This window comes from Novosphingobium sp. (assembly GCF_965228995.1).
Classification (GTDB): Bacteria; Pseudomonadota; Alphaproteobacteria; order Sphingomonadales; family Sphingomonadaceae; genus Novosphingobium.
The window spans coordinates 880,704-902,471 of the sequence record NZ_OZ245852.1; the positions used below are offsets into that span (position 1 = coordinate 880,704).

The 21,768-nt window shown below is 64.9% G+C and carries 15 protein-coding genes and 1 tRNA gene; 7 read left to right on the top strand and 9 right to left on the bottom strand.

All coding sequences use genetic code 11. From position 1 onward, the window contains the following. Position 1 precedes the first annotated feature (1 nt). The 4 genes from ACO056_RS04065 to ACO056_RS04080 all read right to left on the bottom strand — a co-directional run bounded on the left by ACO056_RS04065 (position 2) and on the right by ACO056_RS04080 (position 3,722). Positions 2-1,330, bottom strand: a complete 1,329-nt coding sequence (locus tag ACO056_RS04065; protein ID WP_421852195.1) for an amidohydrolase family protein — start codon at positions 1,328-1,330, stop codon at positions 2-4. A 65-nt stretch (positions 1,331-1,395) separates the two neighbouring features. Continuing rightward, on the bottom strand, positions 1,396-1,632 hold the full coding sequence (locus ACO056_RS04070; RefSeq protein WP_298195336.1) for a DUF2312 domain-containing protein: 237 nt from the start codon (positions 1,630-1,632) through the stop codon (positions 1,396-1,398). Between the two features lie 81 nt (positions 1,633-1,713). Then, positions 1,714-2,385, bottom strand: coding sequence for an RlmE family RNA methyltransferase (locus ACO056_RS04075; RefSeq protein ID WP_421852199.1), 672 nt, complete (start codon positions 2,383-2,385; stop codon positions 1,714-1,716). Next, positions 2,382-3,722 carry a Ppx/GppA family phosphatase gene (locus ACO056_RS04080; protein ID WP_421852202.1) on the bottom strand — a complete coding sequence of 447 codons (1,341 nt, stop codon included), beginning with the start codon at positions 3,720-3,722 and terminating at the stop codon, positions 2,382-2,384. Before ACO056_RS04080 ends, ACO056_RS04075 begins: the two co-directional genes overlap by 4 nt. Positions 3,723-3,878: 156 nt before the next feature. Here ACO056_RS04080 and ACO056_RS04085 point away from each other — a divergent pair. The 7 genes from ACO056_RS04085 to ACO056_RS04115 all read left to right on the top strand — a co-directional run bounded on the left by ACO056_RS04085 (position 3,879) and on the right by ACO056_RS04115 (position 13,397). Next, a tRNA-Gln gene (locus ACO056_RS04085) sits at positions 3,879-3,952 on the top strand. A 796-nt stretch (positions 3,953-4,748) separates the two neighbouring features. Beyond that, a complete protein-coding gene (locus ACO056_RS04090; RefSeq protein ID WP_421852205.1) occupies positions 4,749-7,103 on the top strand; it encodes a TonB-dependent receptor in 2,355 nt (784 codons plus the stop codon). Positions 7,104-7,116: 13 nt separating this feature from the next. Continuing rightward, positions 7,117-8,517, top strand: a complete 1,401-nt coding sequence (locus ACO056_RS04095; RefSeq protein WP_421852208.1) for an MFS transporter — start codon at positions 7,117-7,119, stop codon at positions 8,515-8,517. 25 nt (positions 8,518-8,542) lie between these two features. Continuing rightward, positions 8,543-9,496, top strand: a complete 954-nt coding sequence (locus ACO056_RS04100; RefSeq protein WP_421852211.1) for a TauD/TfdA dioxygenase family protein — start codon at positions 8,543-8,545, stop codon at positions 9,494-9,496. A gap of 61 nt (positions 9,497-9,557) precedes the next feature. Continuing rightward, positions 9,558-10,469 (top strand): peptidyl-prolyl cis-trans isomerase, encoded by a 912-nt coding sequence (locus ACO056_RS04105; RefSeq protein ID WP_421852214.1) that lies wholly within the window; start codon positions 9,558-9,560, stop codon positions 10,467-10,469. Then, positions 10,469-11,470 carry a HupE/UreJ family protein gene (locus tag ACO056_RS04110; protein ID WP_421852217.1) on the top strand — a complete coding sequence of 334 codons (1,002 nt, stop codon included), beginning with the start codon at positions 10,469-10,471 and terminating at the stop codon, positions 11,468-11,470. Before ACO056_RS04105 ends, ACO056_RS04110 begins: the two co-directional genes overlap by 1 nt. Positions 11,471-11,492: 22 nt before the next feature. Further along, the gene (locus ACO056_RS04115) at positions 11,493-13,397 is read left to right on the top strand and encodes a DUF3604 domain-containing protein (protein ID WP_421852220.1); all 1,905 of its coding nucleotides are present in this window, start codon (positions 11,493-11,495) and stop codon (positions 13,395-13,397) included. Between the two features lie 645 nt (positions 13,398-14,042). Here ACO056_RS04115 and ACO056_RS04120 read toward each other — a convergent pair. The 5 genes from ACO056_RS04120 to ACO056_RS04140 all read right to left on the bottom strand — a co-directional run bounded on the left by ACO056_RS04120 (position 14,043) and on the right by ACO056_RS04140 (position 21,731). Beyond that, positions 14,043-15,344 (bottom strand): tyrosine-type recombinase/integrase, encoded by a 1,302-nt coding sequence (locus ACO056_RS04120; RefSeq protein WP_421852223.1) that lies wholly within the window; start codon positions 15,342-15,344, stop codon positions 14,043-14,045. Between the two features lie 272 nt (positions 15,345-15,616). Continuing rightward, positions 15,617-16,267: a DUF6445 family protein gene (locus ACO056_RS04125; protein WP_421852226.1), complete on the bottom strand. Its 651-nt coding sequence runs from the start codon at positions 16,265-16,267 to the stop codon at positions 15,617-15,619. 4 nt (positions 16,268-16,271) lie between these two features. Next, a complete protein-coding gene (locus tag ACO056_RS04130) occupies positions 16,272-16,988 on the bottom strand; it encodes a SapC family protein (RefSeq protein ID WP_421852229.1) in 717 nt (238 codons plus the stop codon). Between the two features lie 16 nt (positions 16,989-17,004). Beyond that, complete coding sequence (locus ACO056_RS04135) at positions 17,005-18,531, bottom strand: tryptophan halogenase family protein (RefSeq protein WP_421852232.1); 1,527 nt, start codon at positions 18,529-18,531, stop codon at positions 17,005-17,007. A gap of 104 nt (positions 18,532-18,635) precedes the next feature. Next, positions 18,636-21,731 (bottom strand): TonB-dependent receptor, encoded by a 3,096-nt coding sequence (locus ACO056_RS04140; RefSeq protein WP_421852235.1) that lies wholly within the window; start codon positions 21,729-21,731, stop codon positions 18,636-18,638. Positions 21,732-21,768: the final 37 nt, after the last annotated feature.

The window sequence follows — 21,768 nt, forward strand, 5'->3', positions numbered from 1 at the left end:
GTCAGGGCACCTGCTTTACCACTGCCCCGTGCTTCATCACGAAATCGACGTGCTCGAGGCGGGTGACATCGCTGAGCGGATCGCCGTGCACCGCAATGATATCCGCCGGCATGCCCGGCGCAATGCGGCCCACGCTGTCATTGCGGCCGAGCGCTTCTGCGGCATTGACGGTGGCCGCGGCGATGGCCGCCATGGGGGTCATCCCGGCACGTACCATCAGCGCAAACTCGCGTGCGTTGTCGCCATGGCGTGAGACGCCGGTATCGGTTCCGAAGGCGATCTTCACGCCCATCTTGATCGCCAGTTCGTGCGATTTGCGCTCGGCAGCGCCCGCCGCCTCGGCCTTGGGCAGGATGGCGGGGGGAAACAATCCACTACGGGCCTGCGCCACGGCGGTTTCGGGCGCGAGCATGGTCGGCACCAGCCAGGTGCCATGCGCGATCATCGCCTTGATCGTCGGTTCATCGAGGAATGTGCCGTGATCGATCGTATCGACCCCGGCGTTCACGGCCGCCATCGTGCCAGCCGCGGCATGGCTGTGGGCCGCGACCTTGCGGCCAAAGCTGTGCGCGGTTTCGATCAGCGCCTTCATTTCCTCGTCGGTCATCTGCTGGCCGAGCCCGCCCGCGACGTTGGAGAGGACGCCGCCTGTCGCGGCAAACTTGATTACGAGCGCGCCGAGGCGGATCTGCTCACGCACTGCGCGGCGGCAATCGTCCGCTCCGTTGCAGAGGTTGTTGTAATCGTGCGGCGCAAAGGCGCCATAGCTCTCCTCGTTGAGCCCGCCGTTGTCGCCGTGGCCGCCCGAAACGGAGATCATCTGGCCAGCGTTGATGATCGTGGGACCGGGCAGCTCGCCCGCATTGATGGCATCGCGCAGCGCGCGGATGCCGCGCGGCGGTCCGCCCAGATCGCGCACGGTGGTGAAACCGGCTTCAAGGGTCTGCCGCGCGTGCTGGGCGGCGAGGTAGGCCGCATCCTCCCGGTCGCGGGTGGAGGCTTCCAGTCGCTCGCGCATCGGGTCGCCGTCGCTGAACAGGTGAACGTGCATGTCGGTGAGGCCGGGGAGCACGAAGGCATCGCCCAGTTCGACAGTGCCGGCTCCGGCCGGCGCAGGCAGCGTGCCGTCGCTCACGCTGGTGACCACGCCATCGGTGATCACCACGGTAGAGGCGCCGCGCGGGGGCTTGCCCGGTTGATCGAGCAGCCGCCCGGCGTGCAGGTAGATCACTTTGGGCTGCGGATTTGCGGGCGCTTCGGCTGCCGCCGGAACAGCAAAGGCGACAAGCGCGGCAAAGCCGGCAAGCAAGGCGGGGCGGGAAAGACGCATCGAGGGCAACTCCGGCTGAACGTTTCGCTGCAGCCTAGCGCCTCACCGCCCCGCGTCCAGTGATCCTATTCGAGGCCGAGCGCGTTCTTGTAGGTATCGAGAATCGCTTCCATTTCGCGGCGATCGTCGGGCTTCAGCTTACGCAGGCGGACGATCTGGCGCATGATCTTGGGATCATAGCCGGTAGACTTGGCTTCGGAGTAAACGTCCTTGATATCGTCGCCGATGCCCTTCTTTTCTTCCTCGAGGCGTTCGATGCGCTCGATCAGGAGGCGCAGGCGGTCGTCGGCAGAATCGGCCATGGGGTAAGGTCTCCGGTCAGAAAAGGTTGCGACCGTTAGGGCGGTCATGCCGATTCGCGCAAAACCCTGCCTGTGGAAAGTTTACTCTTCCCCGCGGCCCTTGAAGCCTTGGGCGATCACGTACCACTCGGAGGAGTCCTTGCGGCTGGCGGGCGGCTTGGCGTGCTTCACGGATTTGAAGTTGCGCTTGAGGATCGTGAGCAGCTCGCCGTCGGTTCCCCCGGCAAAGACCTTGGCAACAAACGCACCGCCGGGGGCGAGTGTCTGGACGGCGAAATCGACCGCTGTCTCGACCAGTCCCATCGTGCGCAGATGGTCGGTTGCCTTGTGCCCCACGGTGTTGGCGGCCATGTCCGAAATGACGAGATCGGGCGCGCCGCCAAGCGCGCCGGTGAGCGCGGCGGGCGCCTCGTCGGTCATGAAGTCCATCTGGAAAATGGTCACGCCTTCGATCGGCTCGACCGGCAGAAGATCGATGCCGACCACTTCGGCCTGCGGTGCCTGCTTGCGCACGACTTGTGCCCAGCCGCCGGGCGCGATGCCCAGATCGACAACGCGGCGCGCGCTCTTGAGCAGGCCGAAACGGATATCGAGCTCGATCAGCTTGAACGCGGCGCGGCTGCGCCAGCCTTCGGCCTTGGCCTGCTTGACGTATGGATCGTTGAGCTGGCGCGAGAGCCAGCGGTTGGACGAGGCCGTGCGGCCCTTGGCACTCTTGACCCGTTCACCCGGGTCGCGGCCGCTGCGGCTCACGAGGTGATCCCTCCGTTGGCGAACTTGCCCTGCGCCGTTTCCGCCCGCCGGTCGCCCAGCCCACCTGCGGCCATGAGGCTGCGCAGGATGCCTTCGCGAATGCCGCGATCGGCGATGCCGAGCCGCTCTGCAGGCCAGATGTCGAAGATCGATTCGAGGATCGCGCACCCGGCCACGACGAGGTCAGCCCGCTCGCGCCCGATGCAGGGCACTGCGATGCGCTCGGCCGGGGAGATATGGGCCAGCCGCTGGCTGATCTCGCGCATCGAGGCGGTGGGCACGATCAACCCGTCGACCGCACTGCGATCATATTGCGGCAGGCCGAGGTGCAGGCTGGCAAGCGTTGTGACAGTGCCGCTCGTGCCGAGCAGGCGCAGCCCGCCGTCGGCTGCTGCCGCTTCGCGGGCGGGGGTGACGCGTTCGGAGAACCGCGCAAATCCATCGGTGATACGGCTGCGCATCTCGCTGTAGGCCGAGGCGCGGGCTTCTGCGGTCAATTCGATCGGTCCGATGCTCTCGGTAAGCGAGACCACGCCCCACGGCACCGATTGCCAATCGAGGATGCGCGGAACCGCCTCGCTGGTATCGACAAGGACCATCTCGGTCGAGCCGCCGCCGATATCGAAGATCATCGCCGGGCCGCAGCCGGGTTCGAGCAGGATATGGCAGCCAAGCACCGCGAGGCGGGCTTCTTCCTCGGCGGTGATGATGTTGAGCCGGATCCCGGTCTCACGGTGGACGCGCTCGATGAACGCCTCGCCGTTGGTGGCGCGGCGGCAGGCCTCCGTCGCGACCGAGCGCGCGAGGTGGACGCCGCGCTTGCGCAATTTGTCCGCGCAGATGTGCAATGCGCCGAGCGCGCGGTCCATGGCTGCATCGGAAAGACGCCCCGATTGGGCAAGGCCTTCGCCCAGCCGGACAACGCGGCTGAATGCGTCGATCACCATGAAGTGATCGCCCGAGGGCCGCGCAATCAGCAGGCGGCAGTTGTTGGTCCCGAGATCGATCGCGGCATAGGCCTGGCGGTGGAACGGCAGGGTCTTTTGCCAGGGCGGACGCGGCGCTTCGAGCGGCGGCTGAGCAACCGACACGTCAGGCAGGGGCGCGCTCACGGGCAGGTTGGTTTCAGGGCTGGTTTCGAGGTTGGCCGCAGGGCTGGCAGCGGGCTGCGCTTCGGGCCCGGCGCACGGCCTCGCCATTGGTCCGGCAAGGTTGCTGGCCGGCGCTCCGTGGGCAGGACGGGTCCCCTTGGGCTTGCCGCGAGACGCTCCCCTGTGTCCCCGCCGCTTGCCTGGCCGCGTCTTGCGCTGCTGCGCCGGCGGATCGAATTCCGCCATGTCACCCAATCGCTTATGTTTTCCCGCCAAGGGACTGCCCGGCAGGTACTTGACACGCACTCTAGCGTTCCTGCGGCTCCGGGGCAAGTATGGCGCGGGGAGGGTGCCTGCCTCGCTTGACTTGAGGCAGAGCCCCGCCTAAAGGCCCGCCCTCATTGCCCCGTCGTCTAATGGTAAGACTACGGATTCTGATTCCGTCTATCGAGGTTCGAATCCTCGCGGGGCATCCATTCTTCAAAAAATAACTTCGCTTTATGAGCTATTTAAGCGATGGCTGGGCGATCCTTCCCCACCTTCTTCCCAACTTTTCACCCTGATTGGTAGTGCAAGCCGACGGACGTTGGTGGAGTAAGAGGCAAATGCGCCCGACATTCCGCTATGGAATGTGGTTGACTGTCGGGGGCTTCGTAAGGGGTATAGGAATACCTCTTTTGGCGGGTTCGCCGACCTTGATTGAAATATCGCCAGATAGCTCCGCTCATGCGCCATACAGAAAACCTTCTGCTTGACGCAGTCGACTCAACTTAATAAGTAGACATTACCCGAGTGGAGATGGTGATCAGGCCAGCCGCTTTTACCAAGGGTCCTGATCCGCGGCCTTTGATCGGGATGCAGCTTGCTCCGCGTTACCAACCGCTAAAGCGCGCGATGCTGGGGCGACACCGCCAGGCTTCGTGATCCCCTCCATGATGAGGTGATACGATGCGTTTCATGACCACGCGCCGCTGAGCGCCATTTCCATGATCGACCGCTGGCCGCCGGACGGGACTCCCCGCGGCGCCTGACGGGTCGGACAGTATCTTCCTGCTGCGCTTCCGCACGCCTCCAGGCGACCGGACCACCTGCGCGGTCTCCCCAACCTGTGCGCGTGCCGGGCTTTCCGCCCGCGCTGCCACAGACCCTTTCGGCTGCCCTGTGCGCGCGGTGCAATCCTGCGTGTCGGGCGGCTTTGACCCCCAATTCAGGTAGTTTGAAATGTCATTCGTCACGCGCTCCCTTCTTCTCGCCAGTGCCGCAGGGGCAGCATTGGTACTCGCTCCCACTGCCTTCGCGCAGGAAGCCCCGCAGGCCTCCCCCGATGACGTCGCCGTGGGCTCGGCAGACGGCAATGCCGCCATTGTCGTCACCGGCTCCCGCCGCCGCGAGGAAAAGGTGCAGGACATTCCGCTCGCCATCTCGGTGGTCAGCGCCGCCGCGCTCGAACGGCGGGGCGACTTTACGCTCGCGCAGATCCAGCAGCAGGTGCCCAGCCTGCAGGTGTTCAGCTTCAATCCGCGCAACACCAATATCAACATCCGCGGCCTCGGCTCGAATGTCGCGCTGACCAACGACGGGCTGGAGAACGGGGTCGGGTTTTACATCGACAACATCTACTATGGCCGCGTCGGTACCTCGCAGTTCGACCTGGTCGATCTCGATAACGTCGAAGTGCTGCGCGGGCCGCAGGGCACGCTGTTTGGCAAAAACACCACCTCTGGCGTAATCAACATCACCAGCCGCAAGCCGTCGTTCACGCCGGAGTTCACCGGTTGGGCGGATGTGGGCAATTATGGCTATTATCAGGTCCGCGCCTCGGCGAGCGGCGGCCTGATTGACGACAAGCTTGCGGTCCGTCTCTCGGGCGCGATCAGCCAGAACAACGGCTTCACCTTCAACAAGACGCAGAACTCGCGCGCGCAGGACTACTACAACGCCTCGATCCGCGGGCAGCTGCTGTTCACGCCGACGCCGGACATCTCCTTGCGCGTGATCGGCGACTATTCGCGCCAGAAGCAGCACAACGTGCTGAACCTGTTCGTCTCGAACACCGCGACTTACACCGATGGCAATCCCATCCCCAACAGCTTCAGCATCCGCACCGCGCGCTTTGCGGGCTATACCCAGCCGTCGTTCAACGCCTTCGACCGGATTGGCGAGGCGGACAGCCACTATCAGGCCAACATGGCCGGATACGGGGTGTCCAGCCAGCTTGACTGGGATCTCGGCGGTGCCGAGCTCACCGGTATCACGGCCTATCGCTGGTGGGACTGGGATCCGGCGAACGATGGCGACAGCACCTCGCTTCCTGTCATCGTCAAGGCACAGCAGGCCAATCGCCAGCGCCAGTTCAGCCAGGAACTGCGCATCTCGTCCAAGGGCAGCCGCACGATCGATTATGTCGTTGGTGCCTACTACTTCTGGCAGACGGTCAAGGGCTATGGCGCAACCGGCTATGGCTCTGCTGCGCCGACCTGGTTCATCCCGGCCGTGCCTGCTGCCGTCGCAAACGCTGCGCTCAATGGCTTTGAAGTCAATTCCCGCTCAGAACCGCGCACCAAGACGATCGCCGCGTTCGGTCAGACCGACTGGCACATCACCCCAACCGTTACGCTGACCACGGGCCTGCGCTTCACCCACGAGGAGAAGACCGGCACGTTCGAGCAGTACGTAGCCAGTGCGCCCGATATCTCGGCATTTCCGGTACCGGCGCAGACCGCGATCCAGACCATCCGCAACAACTTCAACCGGGTCGTGCCGCTCACTACAACCCGTCTGACCGATGACAGTCTCTCGGGCCTCGCTTCGCTGAGCTGGAAAGTCACGCCCGATGTGCTGGTCTACGGCACGTATTCGCGCGGCAACAAATCGGGCGGGCTCAATCTCACACAGCTGCCGATTACGATCACCGATCCCAGCGTGCGGCCGGAAAAGGTGGACTCGTTCGAAATCGGTGTGAAATCGCAGTTCCTTGACAGGCGCGCCACGCTCAACCTCGCGGGCTTCTGGACCGATATCAGCGACTACCAGACCGCGATCACCGATACCGATCCGGTCGTGGTCGGTGTGACCCGGCAATACATCGCGAACATTCCCAAGGTCCGGTCAAAGGGTGTGGAAGGCGATTTCCGCTTTGCCGCCAGCGACCGGTTCGCGGTCAACGCCTCGGCCAGCTATACCGAAGCGACGTATGTGACCTACACCAACGCGCCGCTCGCGCCCGAGATCAACCCGGTGCGCGCGGGGCTCCCCAACCTCGTGGCGGCGGACCTCAGCGGGCAGCAGCTGCCGGGTGTGCCCAAGTTCGCCTATACGCTGGGCGCGGACGGCAACCTGCCGGTGGCGCAAGGGATCAGCGCCTATTCGCATATCGACTGGTCCTACCGGTCGAGCTTCAACACCTCGTCGAGCAATTCGGCGCTGGGGCAAATTGCAGGTTACGGCCTGATCAATGCCCGGCTCGGTGTGCGCGCCCAGAGCGGCCTGTGGGACCTGGCGATCTGGGCCAAGAACCTGCTCGACAAGGACTATTACCTCAGCCTCAGCCCGGCAGCGACCGGCGTGGTGACCGGTCAGGTGGGCGAACCGCGCACCTTCGGCGCAACGCTCCGCACCCGGTTCTGAAGGAGCCGGGGCCGTGACATACCATCCTCTCCCATCTGCATTCACGGCCCCGGCTTCGAAGTCTGATCTCTCGCTGGCGCGGCTCTTGCGCTTCACCGCGCTGGTTGTGCCCCTCGCCGCCGCAGCGCAACCGATGATGGCCTATGTGCCCGCGTTGCTCTCACGCCATTACGGGATACCCCTCGCCACGCTCGGCATGCTGTTCCTCGTGGGGCAAGTCATCAATTCGCTGCTTGATCCGCTGATCGGCACGCTCAGCGACCGGACCGAAAGCCGCTTCGGCCGCCGCCGTCCGTGGATTTTGGGCGGAGGGGTGCTCTTTATAGTTGGTAGCGCGATGCTGTTCTTCCCACCCGTCGGAGTGAGCACCGTCTGGGTCGGGGCGGGCGTGCTGCTCTACTATCTCGGCACATCGGCCATGGGCACGACGTTCATGGCCTGGTCGGGCGAGGCCAGTGGTGATTATCACCAGCGCACGCGTATCGCTTCGATGTTCACGCTGTTCTCGTCTTGCGGGCTGGTCGTGGCATTGGTGTTGCCCGCGATTGTCGATCAGCTTCGTCCGGGCGACGGGCCGCTGCGCCTTACCCTGTTCGGCACGCTGGTGCTGGCAACAGCGGTGCCCGGCCTGTGGCTTTCGCTCACCGCCATGCCGGATCGCTCGCCGCCCGCTCTGGAACGCCACTTGTCCTTTCGCGCCTCGCTCGCGGCGGTCCTGGGCAACGCGCTGTTGCTGCGCGTGCTGGCCGCCGATGCGGCGGTGACGGCGGGGCAAGGCGTGCGCACCGGCCTGCTGTTGTTTATCGTCACGTTCTACCTCGGCCGGCCCGAATGGGCGGCGGGCATGTTCCTGTTCCAGTACTCGTTCGGCATCCTCTCCGCCCCGATCTGGCAGCGTGTCGGCCTCGCGCTAGGCAAGGCGCGTGCGGCGGTACTGGCTGAGCTTGTGCAGTCCGCGATCAATCTGGGCCTGCTGTTCCTCAACACCGACCGTTTCTGGCTGATGCTGGTGCTCGCGCTGTTGCAGGGCCTCAGCCAAGGCTCAGGCAACCTGATGCTCCGCTCGATCGTGAGCGATATTGCCGACCAGCATAGGCTGGCGACCGGAGAGGACCGCGTCGGGCTCTACTTCTCGGTGTTCAGCATCTCGGTCAAGCTTGGCGGCGCGCTTGCCGTGGGCATTGCCCTGCCGCTTGTTGCCAGCTTCGGATTCGATCCCAAAGCGGCGGTCAACACACCGGAAGCCTTGCATGGCCTGCTGCTGGTCTTCGCAGCTGGCCCGGCGCTCGCCCATGCCGTCGCCGCCGGGCTGATGATCGGCTTCCCGCTCGACGCCAAACGCCATTCCGAAATTCGCCGCCAGCTCGAAGCGCGGGACAGCGTTGCCGCTGCCGCTCTCGTGCCCGCCGAATAAAGCTCCATCCCTCAGGAGAACCCCTATGACTGCGATCAATACCTACGTGAATGCCAAAGACCCCAGCTCCCCGCTCGAAATCCACCCCGTCACCGGCACGATCGGCGCGGAAATCCGCGGGGTCAGCCTGGCGGATGATCTCGATGAAAGCGTGATCGATGCCATCAAAGCCGCCGTGGTGCGCCACAAGGTCGTGTTCTTCCGCGATCAGCATGATCTGACCGACGCCAGCCACGAAGCCTTCGCCGCGCGCTTTGGCGATCCCGTCGCGCACCCCACGGTGCCGGTGGCCGAAGGCTCGCGCTACCTGCTCGAGCTGGACAGCAAGGAAGGCTACGCCGCCTCCAGCTGGCACACCGATGTGACCTTCACCGATGCCTATCCCAAGGGCTCGATCCTGCGGGCGATCACGATCCCCGAGGCCGGGGGCGATACGCTCTGGGCCAATGGCGAGGCGGCTTATGAAGGCCTGCCCGAAGCGCTGCGCCAGCTGGTGAACAATCTCTGGGCCACGCACACCAACGTCTATGACTACGCCGCCGTGCTGCAGAACGCACCGAAGAACGACGAGGCGGAGAAGAGCCGCTCGCAGTTCCAGCAGAACGTGTTCGCCTCGACCGTCTACGAAACCGAGCACCCGGTGGTGCGGGTGCACCCCGTCTCGGGCCAGCGCAGCCTCCTGCTCGGGCACTTCGTCAAGCAGTTCGTCGGGCTCAATCAGGCGGATTCGGCGCGGCTGTTCCAGATCCTGCAGGATCACATCACGCGGCCCGAAAACGTCGTGCGCTGGCGCTGGCGCGCGGGCGATGTGGCGTTCTGGGACAACCAGTCGACCCAGCACCGCGCCATCGCCGATTTCGGCCTGCAGCGTCGCACCCTGCGCCGCGCGACGGTGAACGGCGAGGTGCCGGTGGGCATCGATGGCCGCCGCAGCCGCACGGTCAAGAAGGAAAAGGCCAAGCAATACGAACCGGCCTGATCCTGCTCTGGCGAGGGTGGCGGCGCGGAGCCGCCACCCTCCATCACCCCAAGGAAACCCGATGTACCGCGATCCCCTTTCCGACAACGGCTGGGACTCTGTGACCCCCAATCGCGATGCTGCGACGCCGGCTCTTCGCCGCCCTCTGTTGGCGCGCATCCTGCGCGAGCCGCTGACACATTTCGTGGCGATCGGGATCGCGATCTTCGGTATCTCGCATGTCATCGAGGAACGGCAATCGCGCTACAATATCGCGGTTTCCGATGCCGATCTCACGCGGATCGCCAACACCTACACCCAGCAATACGGCGCGCCGCCCTCGCTCCAGCAAATGCGCACAATGGTCGACAATCAGGTGCGCGAAGAGATCTACTTGCGCGAAGGCCTCGCGCTCGGGCTCGACAAGAACGATGAGATCGTGCGGCGGCGCATCGCGCAGAAGTTCGACTTCCTGCAGCAAGACCAGGCCGCCCCGCGCGAACCTTCGGAAGCGCAACTCCGCGCATGGTATGATGGCAACAGGGCCCGCTTTACCGAGCCTGCACGCCGCAGCTTCGAGCAGCGCTTCTATTCCCCCGACCAACGCGGTGATGCCGCCGCCAAGGCGCTAGCGACCAGCGCGGCCAACGGGCTTGGCAGCGGGCAAACCGCCCCTTCTGGCGACAGCTTTCCCGGTCCCGGCACCGTGGTCGCGCTGGCTGCCGACGAAGTCGAGCGCGTGTTCGGCGGCACAGGCTTCGGCGCGGCAGTCTTTGCCGCGCCGGTCAGGCAGTGGAGCCAGCCGCTGCGCTCCGGCTTCGGCTGGCACGTGATCCGGGTGACCGAAGCGCGCCCAGCGCACCCGCGCAGTTTCGACGAAGCCCGCGACGATGTGCGCCGCGACTGGATCGAGGCCGACCGGCGGAAGCGCAACGACGCCGTTTGGCAGACCCTGCGCGCCCGCTACGCTGTGACCTTGCCGGGCGCGCAATGATGCTGCGCTTCGCTCTTGCCTTGCTGGCAATCCTCGCGCCGCTGGCAACCGCGGCGGCGCACGAGGTCCGCCCGGCGTTCCTCGAAATCACCGAGCGCGCCGATGGCTGCGCCGATGTGCTGTGGAAGCAGCCGAGCATGGGTATGCTCGTTGTGCCGCTGAGGCCGCGCATCTCGGGCGGGCTGATCGATCGCCCCGCGGGCCGCGTCGAAAGCGCGATGAACTTCGAGATCCGCCATTGGGATGGGATCGATCTTGGCGCGCAGGGCCTGAATGGCCGCGAAGTGCGCATCGAGGGGCTCGACAAGACCATCACCGACACCCTGCTGCTGATCCACCTCAGGAACGGCGACGAGGAAAGCCGCGTGCTCAGCCCGGGGGAGCCGGCAACGACCATCGACGCCCATGCCGGCGCGGCGGTGCCCGCCTATCTGCTGCTTGGCATCGAACATATCCTGACCGGCGTCGATCACCTGCTCTTCGTGTTCGGGCTACTCCTGCTGAGCTCGGGCTGGCAGCAACTGCTTCGCACGATCACCGCTTTCACTGTCGCGCATTCGATCACGCTGGCGCTCACCGCTTTGAAAGTCATGGCGCTCAACCCCGGCCTGGTCGAGGCGATGGTCGCCTGGTCGATCCTGTTCCTCGCCGTTGAACTGGTGCGCAAGGCGCGCGGTGAGGATGGGCTGACTTTGCGCCAGCCCTGGCTCGTCGCGTTCGGTTTCGGCCTGCTCCATGGCGCGGCCTTTGCCGGTGCTCTTCACCAGATCGGGCTGCCGCAGGGCAATATCCCGGCCTCGCTGTTCCTCTTCAACGTCGGCGTGGAAATCGGCCAGCTGACATTCGTCGGCGTGGTCATGGCCGCGCTGTGGCTGCTCTCGCGCTTCAAATGGCCCGCCGCCGCCCCGCGGCTCGCATGGATGGCCGCAACTTACGCCATCGGCTCGTTTTCATTCTTCTGGTTTCTCGAGCGGCTCCACGCCGTGATCGACTTTGCCTAATCTGACAGGAGGGACACTTCCCATGACCAAGCGCAACAAGTGGCTGATCGGCGCCGCAATCGCCGCCCCGCTCGCCTATCACGTGATCATCGGCTTCGGTGCCGCCTCTGCCGCCGAACCGGTCCAGGCAGCCACGGCGCCCCCCGCTGGCGTGCCGACGTTCGCGGACAAGGAAGCGTTCTACGGCGACCTCCACCTGCACACGACCAACTCGTTCGACGCCTATGTGCTCATGGGTACGCGCACGACGCCCGAGGATGCCTATCGTTTCTCTGCTGGCGAGACGATCGACTACCTCGGCCAACCGATCAAGCGCGCCTTCCCACTCGATTTCCAGGCAGTGACCGATCACTCCGAAAACCTCGGCGTATTCAACCAGCTTGATGACCCGAACAGTGCCTTCTCGCTTTCCGAACTCGGCAAGCTGGCGCGGCAGGGCGGCTATACCAACTTCCTCAAGATCGTCGGGCTGATCACGGGTGGCGTCAGCCTTGGCGCGGAGGCGGCCAAAGTCTCCGCCTCGACCTGGCAGCGCGAGATCGACACCGCCAACGCAAACAACCAGCCGGGCAAGTTCACCACGTTCCTCGCCTATGAATGGACGTCGATGCCGGGCGGGCAGAACCTGCACCGCAACGTGATCTTCAAAGGCAATACCGCGCCTGCGCCCTTCACCTCGATCGATTCCAAGGACCCCAAGGACCTGTGGACATGGCTGTCGAAAATCCGGGCACAGGGCTACGAAGCGCTCGCCATTCCGCACAATGGTAATGCCTCGAACGGGCTGATGTATGACTGGACGTCGCTCGATGGCAAGCCGATCGACGAGGCCTATGCGCAGCTTCGCGCGACCAATGAGCCCTTGTCCGAAATCTCGCAGAACAAGGGCACCTCGGAAACGCACCCGGCTCTCTCGGCCAACGATGAGTTTGCCAACTACGAGATCTTCGACAAACTGCTTATCGGGAACACATCGAGCAAGCCCGGTGGCTCCTACTGGCGCGACGCGCTCGGGCGCGGGCTCGTGCTGCAGGCCAAGCTTGGCGTGAACCCCTATAAGGATGGCGCCAGCGCCTCGAGCGATCTGCACTCCGGCTTGCAGGTCAGCACCGCGCAGGAATACGGCGGCATCGCGACGCCCAATCTCGGCGGCGGCAAGCTGACCAAGGCCACCGCACCCGCGGCGCTCGGACAGGCCCCCAGCGCGCTCAACCCTGCCTCACCAACCGGTGCCGTCTCGGGGCTCAACCCGGTGATCCTCAGCCCCGGCACGCTGACGGGCGTGTGGGCCGAAGCGAACACCCGCGAGGCGATCTACAATGCGTTCCGGCGCAAGGAGACCTTTGGGACCACTGGCAGCCGTATCAAACTGCGCTTCTTCGGCGGCTGGGATTTTGCCTCCAGCTTCGTCGCCAAACCGGGCTGGGTCCATCAGGCCTACAAAATCGGTGTGCCGATGGGCGGCGATCTCTCGCTAGGTGCCGCAGGCAAGGCTGCGCGCTTTGCCGTGCAGGCGGTGAAGGACCCGCTCAGCGGCAATCTTGACCGGGTGCAGGTGGTCAAGGTCTACCTTGATGGCGGCAAGCAGGCCGAGAAGATCTTCGATATCGTCTGGTCGGGCAGCCGCAAGATCGATCCCGCCACCGGCAAGCTGCCCGCCGTGGGCAGCACGGTCGATCTCAAGACCGGCAAGTGGGACAACTCGATCGGCGCGGGCGAACTCAGTACCGTCTGGACCGACCCGACGTTCAAGGCCGATCAGGCGGCAGTCTACTACGTCCGCGTGCTCGAAATCCCGACCCCGCGCTGGTCCACCTTGCGCGCGATCGAGTTCGGCCTGCCACTGCCCAAGGAAGTCGCCCCCACGATCCAGCAGCGCGCCTGGTCCTCACCGATCTGGTATACGCCGCCGCGTAGCCGCAGTTGACTATGCGGCGCACTTGTTGGTGGCCGGAAGGATGGTTGCTCCGCCGCGATCCGTCCTTCCGGCACTGGGCCGATTTGCCGCGCTCGGCTTCCCCGGTGCCGCCAGCACGCTGTGCCCGCGCAGCCGCCGACCGGTGAAACAGCGGTTGATGGCTGCGGGATCGCAATAGTCCGGCGGGCTGCGATCTGCCGGAGATGGTGCCTCCCAAGCGGCCGTTTGTTTCCGCGGAGCGGAACATTAGCGCAGAGCGGGAACCGGCGTGGCTTCCCCTCAGGCGCCTGATGGGCTAGGTATCCTGCGGGATTGAGGCCCATGTCTCCGAGAGAAAAGGGCGGGATTTCTCGAATACAACGCGCACAAAATAGGAAGAGATTCAGGCACACCCTACGCGACTTGTCGCCCGACTTAAGAATATGAAAACACTGAGGTTTTAGCTTGTTTTTGCTGTATGTTGCAACTCAGGTAGAGTGACTTCAGGGCCTGCCGCGCTGCGCAGTGTGCATGGTCTTGGACAGGAAACGGCGGAATCCTGGGCCTTTTGGGGCCCGTAAGTGGGCAGATCTGGTGACTTGCTTTACCGTGCGGCCGCTTCGCCCAATTTTTCAGGTTGGCCAGCTTCCATCGGGATCAATGCCCGCTAAAAACCTATCTCGCCTCCGTCTTCCTGATTGCTGTCACGTTCGGCGCGACGCTCGACAGTGAGGGCGCGGCAAATCGGCCCCAGGCGTCCATCAACGAGCGGCGCAGGTCGCGCAGGTCGCTGCGGAGGTAGGCTTGCTCAGTCGTGGTGCCAACCTTGTGCGCGAGTGCCATCTCGGCGACCATGGCGGGGATTGTCGGACAGCGCTCTGCGGCGAAGTCGCGGAAGGCAGAGCGGAAGCCGTGCACCGTTTCATTCCGCCCAGCCGTCCGCAGCGCCTTGGTGAGCGACATATCCGAGAGCGGGTTACCTTTCAGACCGGGGAAGATCAGACCATCCCGCAGAGCCTCGTCCGGCTTCCATTGTTTCAGCAGCGCGACGGCCGCATCCGAAAGGGTGACGACATGGCCCTTGGCCATCTTCATCATGGAGGCTGGCCGGGTCCATGTTCGCGCCTCGAGATCGATCTGTGCCCATGTTGCGTTGCGCACCTCGCCGGATCTGGCGGCTGTAAGGATTGCAAACAGCACGGCGAATCGGCTGGCCGTGGCGTCCTTGCCGAGCTCATCCGTGAAGAAGGCGGGAATCTGTATGAACGGCATGGCGGCGAAGTTCTTGCTCTGCTCCTGCTTTGCGAGACCAGAGCGCAGTTCCCGTGCGTCCGGCAGGGCGTCCCGCCGCCAGCCGCGTGCCTTTGCGAAGGCCAGCACCTGGCCGATGCGGCTGCGCACTTTGCGGGCCATTACAGGTTTGGTCGTCCAGATCGGTGCCAAGGCGGCGATCACGTCCGCGCTGCCAATGACGTCGACCTTGGCGGTGCCGAGCCTGGGCACCGCATGTTCCTCCAACGACGCAAGAAACGCCTTGGCCGTGCGATCCGACCAGCCCGACTTTAGCGCCGCGTGCGCCTCGGTGACGGCGACCGCGAATGAAGGGGTTGCGCGTCGCTCGCGATCGCGTTCTGCGATCGGATCGCCGCCAGCTTTTGCTAGCTTTCGAAGTGCGGCTGCTTTCTCGCGCGCCTCTGCAAGTGAAAGGATCCGGCGCAGCATCAGGGGCGTTTCATCCGGCTGGCTACCATTGCCTCCCAATGCGTTGCGACCTGCGCCATCGATGTCGGCCGCACCAAGCCCGATATCGCGCCGGCGCTGGCCGTTCTTGATGCGAAGGACCCAATTGCGCGCACCAGTCGGCGCAACGATCAGGAGCAGGCCAGCACCGTCCACAAGCACGCGCTTGCGGCGCTTACCGTCCGGGCCGACGCTCGGCTTCGCATTCCTGACTTGCATCACCGTGAGCTGGCCCATAGCTTCCCCACTTCTTTCCCCACATTTTGTGACGAAAGTCGGTGGAAGTCAACGCAGGTCTGCGAAAGATATCCTCAGAGATCTCTAAAAAAACTAGGAAAATCAGAGTCTGTATGGAAGCATTCGGAAGCTTGCGGAAGAAGGTCATAGTCCTCGCGGGGCATCCAGATTTCCGCCAAGAAAACAAGCCCGCGACGCCGGTCCGCCGCCTTGGTAGAGCAGGGCATGCCTGCCCCCTGGGCGTGAGCTGCGGCCGCCTCAGGCGCGGTGTTTCAGGCGGCGCATACCTTGATCAGCGCTGTGATTGTCAGCCGGTCGCCGCGCGCCCAGGTTTCGGCGATGTCTCCGCAATGCAGGCAATTGGCGGGATAGACCACCAGACGATTGAAGCGAAGCGCGGCTGTGCCGATGCGTTCGAAGGTCGCGGTATCGTCCTGATGATACCGGCTGCCGGGCAGGCCATAGCGCGCGGAATCTGCAACCAGCGCCTGACGCCACAGCGGCGCGCGGGGAGGGGTTATCTGTTCGAATCCGGTGCGGCGATGGCGGTGGAAGCTGGTGCCGCGGTGCGGCGCGTCGCACAGATAGTGGATGACCGCGAGGACGGCGGGATCGGTCGTGTCGAAATGGGGGATCCGCTGCACCGGGGAGAGCGTGGCGGGATCCTGGCTGGCTATCGCATAGTCGGCGCGCAGGATCGCCGCGCCGGAAAGCTGCGGCCAGACGGCAAGCGCGCCGGCGAGCCATGCTTTCCAGCGCTCGGGGGCGGGCGCGCGCATACCGGGATAGAGATCATCTTCGCTGCGCAGGAAATGCGCAGATCGTGCGGCTTCGACCAGCGCGGCTGGTTCCGGATGCGCTTCGTCCGCGATCCGGATGGGCACGCCTTCGCGGCCCAGAGCGATGACCGGCTGCGCGTCCAAGCGCTCAGCTGCCCGGTGTGAACCAGGCCGATTGCGCGTCGATCCGGGCGTTCTTGCGCCGCACCAGCGCCGCGACCCGGTCCAGCGAGAGCGCCATCGCGGCAAGGACCATCAGGTCCTCAAACGCAGTGACCCGATCCCGAGCGCGGCCGAGCGCGACTTCATCGACGCCGTAGAGCCCGGTGAGCACGCTGGTGCTGCCGTCGTGGAAGGCAAGGTCGAGCTTGATCTCGCGCACCACCCTGGCTTCCAGCATCAGATCGACCAGCCGGCGGGTTGCTTCGCGGCCTTGCAGCAAGCGCCCGAGAATCGCCTGCACCGAGCGGAAATAGTCGGTCTCGCCGCCATCGCCGTCGACGATCGCGCAGGGCCCTTCCGGCGCGATCGCGGGGCTTGCCTCATCGATGCCGATTGCCGCCTCGGCGCCATCGCCGAACACGAAGAAGGGCAGGCGCAGCAAGTTGAGCGGCAGGACATCGGCCTCGAGCGCCGCGCCGTTCCAGAACAGGTTCTCCTGCGGTTCGAGCCCCATCAGTGCGGCGGGATAGAACTGGCCGGTTTCGCCATCCTTGGCGAGGAACACGGGAAACTGGCCGGCAACCTGGCGGATCTCGTCCGCGACGAGCGGGACGAGGTGGACCGCCGCCGCGCTTTCTGCCGCGCGGGCGGGATCGATGCGCAGCCCGGCATGCACGGCGCGATTGAGGGGGACGATGGTCATGGCGGCCTTCATGCCTTCAGAGGGAAGGGAAGCGGTACTGCGCGAGCCGGTCGAGCAAGGCGCGGTTGGTGGGCATCGCGGCGGTCAGCTTGCGCTTGAGCGCGGCGGTGCGGTCGAAGGCGTCCTGCGCCGCGTCGACATCAGCGAGCCGGCCTGTGTGCGGGCGGGTGCGGAACCCCATGCCATAAAGCACGTACTGGTAACTTGCGGCGGGAAACATCTCGTGCGCGCTGGCAAAATCGTGCTCGCCCGGCGGCGTGTCGCGCCAGAGTTCGAGCTGGTCCTGAAGGTCCTGCGGGATCGTCGCGGGATCGCGGTTGTCGCGCCAGAACGCGCTGTCCTCCCGCTCGGAGAGAACATAGTGCAGCTTGAGGAACTCGATGATGCGGTCCCAGCGGTAGCGCGTCATCGTGTTGAAGCGGCGCGCGACGAAATCCATGGCGCCCCGCGTCGCGGGCATTGCGGTGGCGATATAGTCTGCCGAAAGCTCGATCAGCACGAGCGCGGATGCCTCGAGCGGCTCCAGAAATCCGGCGGCGAGGCCCACTGCGACGACGTTGTTCTTCCAGAACTGCGCGCGGTGGCCCGAACGTATGGTGATCTCGCGCGGGGTCAGCTTGGCGAAATCGGGGCCGACATAGGCTGCCAGTTCCTCCTCGACCCGCTCGGCCCCGGCATGACGGCTCGACCAGACATAGCCGATGCCGCGCCGGGTCGGCAGGCCGATGTCCCAGATCCAGCCGTGGCGCTGCGCGGTGGAGATGGTGTGCGAGGCGATCGGGCTGTCCTCCTCGACGGGAAGCTGAACCGCCAGCGCCCGGTCGACAAAGAGCACGTCGGAGCGATCGACGAACGGTACGCCTAGCGCTTCGCCCAGCAGCCGCGAGGCAAAGCCGGTGCAATCGACGAACAGGTCCGCCTCGATGGCGCCGTGACGCTCGCCGACGACGGCCGCCACATCGCCGGTCTCGGTAAGTTTCACGTCGATGATATCGTCGTCGATATGGCGCACGCCGAGCTGGCCGGTGCAATGCTGCGAGAGAAGCTCGCCCAGCCGCACTGCGTCGAGGTGATAGGCATAGTTGGCGACGCCCACATAGTCTGGCGAAGTGATCAGCTTCGGGGCCAGTGATGCTTCGCACAGGGCTTCCTGGAAGCACACCGCATCGGAGAAGCTCTGCCTCGGCTCGGCATTCCAGTAGGGCGCCAGATCGAGATCGGGAAAGCCCTCGGGCAGCACGAGCGGGTGGTAGTAGAAATCATCTGCGGCACCGGTGCGCCAACGGGCGAACTTGGCCCCCTGCTTGAACGAAGCATGGGTGGCACGCATGAAGTCGGTTTCGGAAATGCCGATCTTGCGCAAGGTGTTGCGCATCGTCGGCCAGGTTCCCTCGCCCACGCCGATGATGCCGCGCCGCACGCTTTCGACCAGCGTCACGGAGAGATCGCGGCCGTGCCGGGCGGCAATGAGCCCTGCGGTCAGCCATCCGGCGGAACCGCCACCGACAATGCAAACCGAACGAATTGCGCCGTTTTCGGCCATGCGCCTTTCCTGTTTCCCATCCCCGCCTGGTTGGTCCCCGGTCAGGTTCTACGCGGATCGGGGCGCGCATCGCAATGCACGCCCCGGCCCATTGTTTACAGCGATCAGAAGTTGACCCGCGCCCCGAACTTGAAGCGCCTGCCGCTGTCCTCCGCATAGAGGAACTGGTTCTGATAGTAGGCGTATTTCAATGTTCGCGAGTTGGTCAGGTTCGCCCCTTCGGCAAAGACCGCGAACTGCGGCGTGATGTGGTAGGTCACGCTCGCATCGACCTGCGAGTAGGGCCTGACCTGCGTTACCGCCTGACCGGCGCCGTTGAGCGGCGGCGGCGCGAGGTACTGGAGGAAGCTGTCGCGCCAGTTGTAGGCAACGCGCGCCTCGATCCCGTTCTTGTCGTAGAACAGAACGGCGTTGGCCGAGTTGGACAGGCCGGTCAGCGCGAACTTGTTGGTCAGGTTGCGCGGGTCGAGCTTGCGGTTCGAACCCACCAGCGTGCCGTTGAGCTGGAAGCCGAAGCCGGTATCGCCGATCGAATACTGCCAGGCCGCCTCGATCCCCCTGACCGTCGCATCCTGCCCATTGACCGGTGCGGTCACGGTGAACTGCGCCGGCAGGCCCGTGCCCGGGTCGATCAGCGGCGCGCCGTTGGCATCGGCCACCGTGCCCGTCGTCTGGTTGAGCACGATGAAGTTGTTGACGTTCTTGAGGTAGCCGCCGATCGAAATGTAGCTGCCGGGTGCGTAGTAGTATTCGAGCGAGATATCGAGATTGTTCGATTTGAACGGCTTGAGGTCCGGGTTGCCGCGGCTTGCGGCGAAGTTGCCGGGCCGCAGCGTGACCAGCGTGGTGACCGGCGAGAGCTGCTCCAGCGTCGGCCGCGTGATCGTCTGCGAGGCGGCGAAGCGCACGGTGAACTTGTCGCTCACCTGCCACTTCAGCGCGATGTTGGGCAGGATATCGAGGTAATGGGCCTTGCCCACCGTCCGCGTAGTGCCGGACGAGGTCGAGCCGTACTGTGTCTGGTCGTTGGCGAGCTTGACCAGCGCAGTGTAGGCCGTGGCGAGGCCGTTGATGCTGGTCTGCGTGTCCTCGAAGCGGACGCCGCCGACGATCGCGATCGGGTTGCCGGCAAGCTCGCCCTTGAACTCGGTCTCGAGGTAGGCACCAAGCACGCGCTCGGTCACGATCGTGTCGTTCACCAGCGGCGGCGCGAACGTGAAGTTCGGGTTGTTTACGCGCTGCTGCGCGGTGATCGCATCGAACAGCGCGGGTCCGTCGAAGGTCAGCCACTGGGTCGGCAGGCGGTCCGAACCGCTGATGCCTGAGAGAAACTTGTCGCCCGCATTGTAGGTGCTGATCGCCACACCCGGCGGTGCAGGGAGATTGTAGCCACACGTGGTGCAGCCCGTGCCGCCATCGTTCGAGAAGAGCGACGTGTCCTTCTTGTCATGCGAATAATACAGCCCGAAGTTGGCATTGACGAGGCCCACATCGGAATCGGCCTTGTAGGCAAGATCGGCGCGGCCCTGGCCCACTTCATCGCGGATGCCGTAGCCGCGCAGCAGCATCACGTGCTGGCAAAGCGGCTCCCCGCCGCCCACGGGCGTCGTGCTGCCCGGCGTGCCCGAATTCGTCACCGCGCTGCCGCAGGGGCTGGCGGGATTGGCGAAAGTGGGCAGCGTTTCGGTCTGCCAAGGCAGGATCGAACCGTCAGACTGGTAGCGCGAGGAGCCGGTGAGATAGCCGAGCAGCGAGAGATACGCCTGCCGGCCGCCGTTGGGATCTTCCTTGGCCAGCGAATAGGTGCCGTCCACCGTGGCGGTCAGGTTGGGCGAGACCTTCCATTCGACATTGAGCCCGAATTCGCGGGTGTTGGTCCGTTTGTCGAACTTCTTGTCATGAAAGTCGGTCGCGACGCCGCTGGCCTGCGTGATGTCGGTCACCGTGCCGTTGGCATCGGTGGTCACGTCGGTCAGGTTCGAGGCGGTGAACCAGTGCCCGTAGGAGCGCGCGTCGGTCTTGTTGGTGAACTTGGAATAGAGCGCGTCGGCCGTGACGGTCACGTCATCGCTGGGGCGGTATTGCAGCACCAGCGTCCCGCCGATGCGCTCGCGGTCCTCGCGCGTGACTTTGGTGTCGAAGTTCTGGGGCACGAAGATGTTGCCCGCCGGATTGCTGTCGCTGACGGTGCCTTTGCCGCCGTTGACTTCTCCGGCCGGGACGGCCGGATTGACCAGCCAGCCATCAGTCTGGGCCTGCTTCAGCAACGTGTAGCGGTGCTGGTAGGTTCCCGAAAGCAGCACTCCGAACTTGCCGTCGGCAAAGGTGTCCGCGAACAGGAATGACGCATCGGGCGCGAACTTGCGCGAATTGCGGTCGTAGTTGGCGTCGACCGAGGCCGAGATCTTGCGCTCCTTGTAGTCGAACGGGCGGGCGATCTTGATGTTCACCGTCGAGCCCACGCCGCCCGATTGGTAGCGCGCGGTGGCAGACTTGTAGACCTCGACGCCCGAGACCAGTTCGGAGGCCAGCGTGTCGAACGAGAAGGCCCGGCCCGAAGCCTGGCTCGGGTCGGTCGGGGTGGCAATCTGCCGGCCATTGACGAGGACGGTGTTGAACTCGGGTCCGAAGCCGCGAACGGTGATGAACGCGCCTTCGCCGCCGGAGCGGTCGATCGAGACACCGGTGATGCGCTGCAGCGATTCGGCGAGGTTGGCGTCCGGCAGCTTGCCAATATCCTGCGTCGAGATCGCATCGACGATGCCCGATGCGGCCCGCTTGATCCCGCGCGCGTTATCAAGGCTGCCGCGCAGGCCGGTCACGACGATGGGCTGGGGTTCGGGTTCAGGTTCGGCTGCTCTGGCAACCCCTGCGGGAGCGGGTTCGGCGGCCTGCGCGGCGAGCGCGACCGGGGCGCCGCTCACTGGCTGGCGCGCGGCGATCGGGCGGCCCACTACGGCGAAAGTGGCAGGGCCGGTTTGGCGCACGACCAGGCCCGTGCCGGCAAACAGCCGGTCAAGCGCTTCGTTGACCGTCAGACGGCCATGCACTTCGTTGGTGCGCACGGCATGCGTGAGCTTGCGCGAGGCGATGATCTGGACATTGGCCTGATGACCAAGCAAGCCAATTGCGGATTCGGCTGACTGGGCAGGAATTGAGAACTGGCGCAGTTCAGCGTTGGCCTGTGCTACAGCCGGCATTGATGCAACGGCTACAACGCTTGCTGACGCAAAGAGA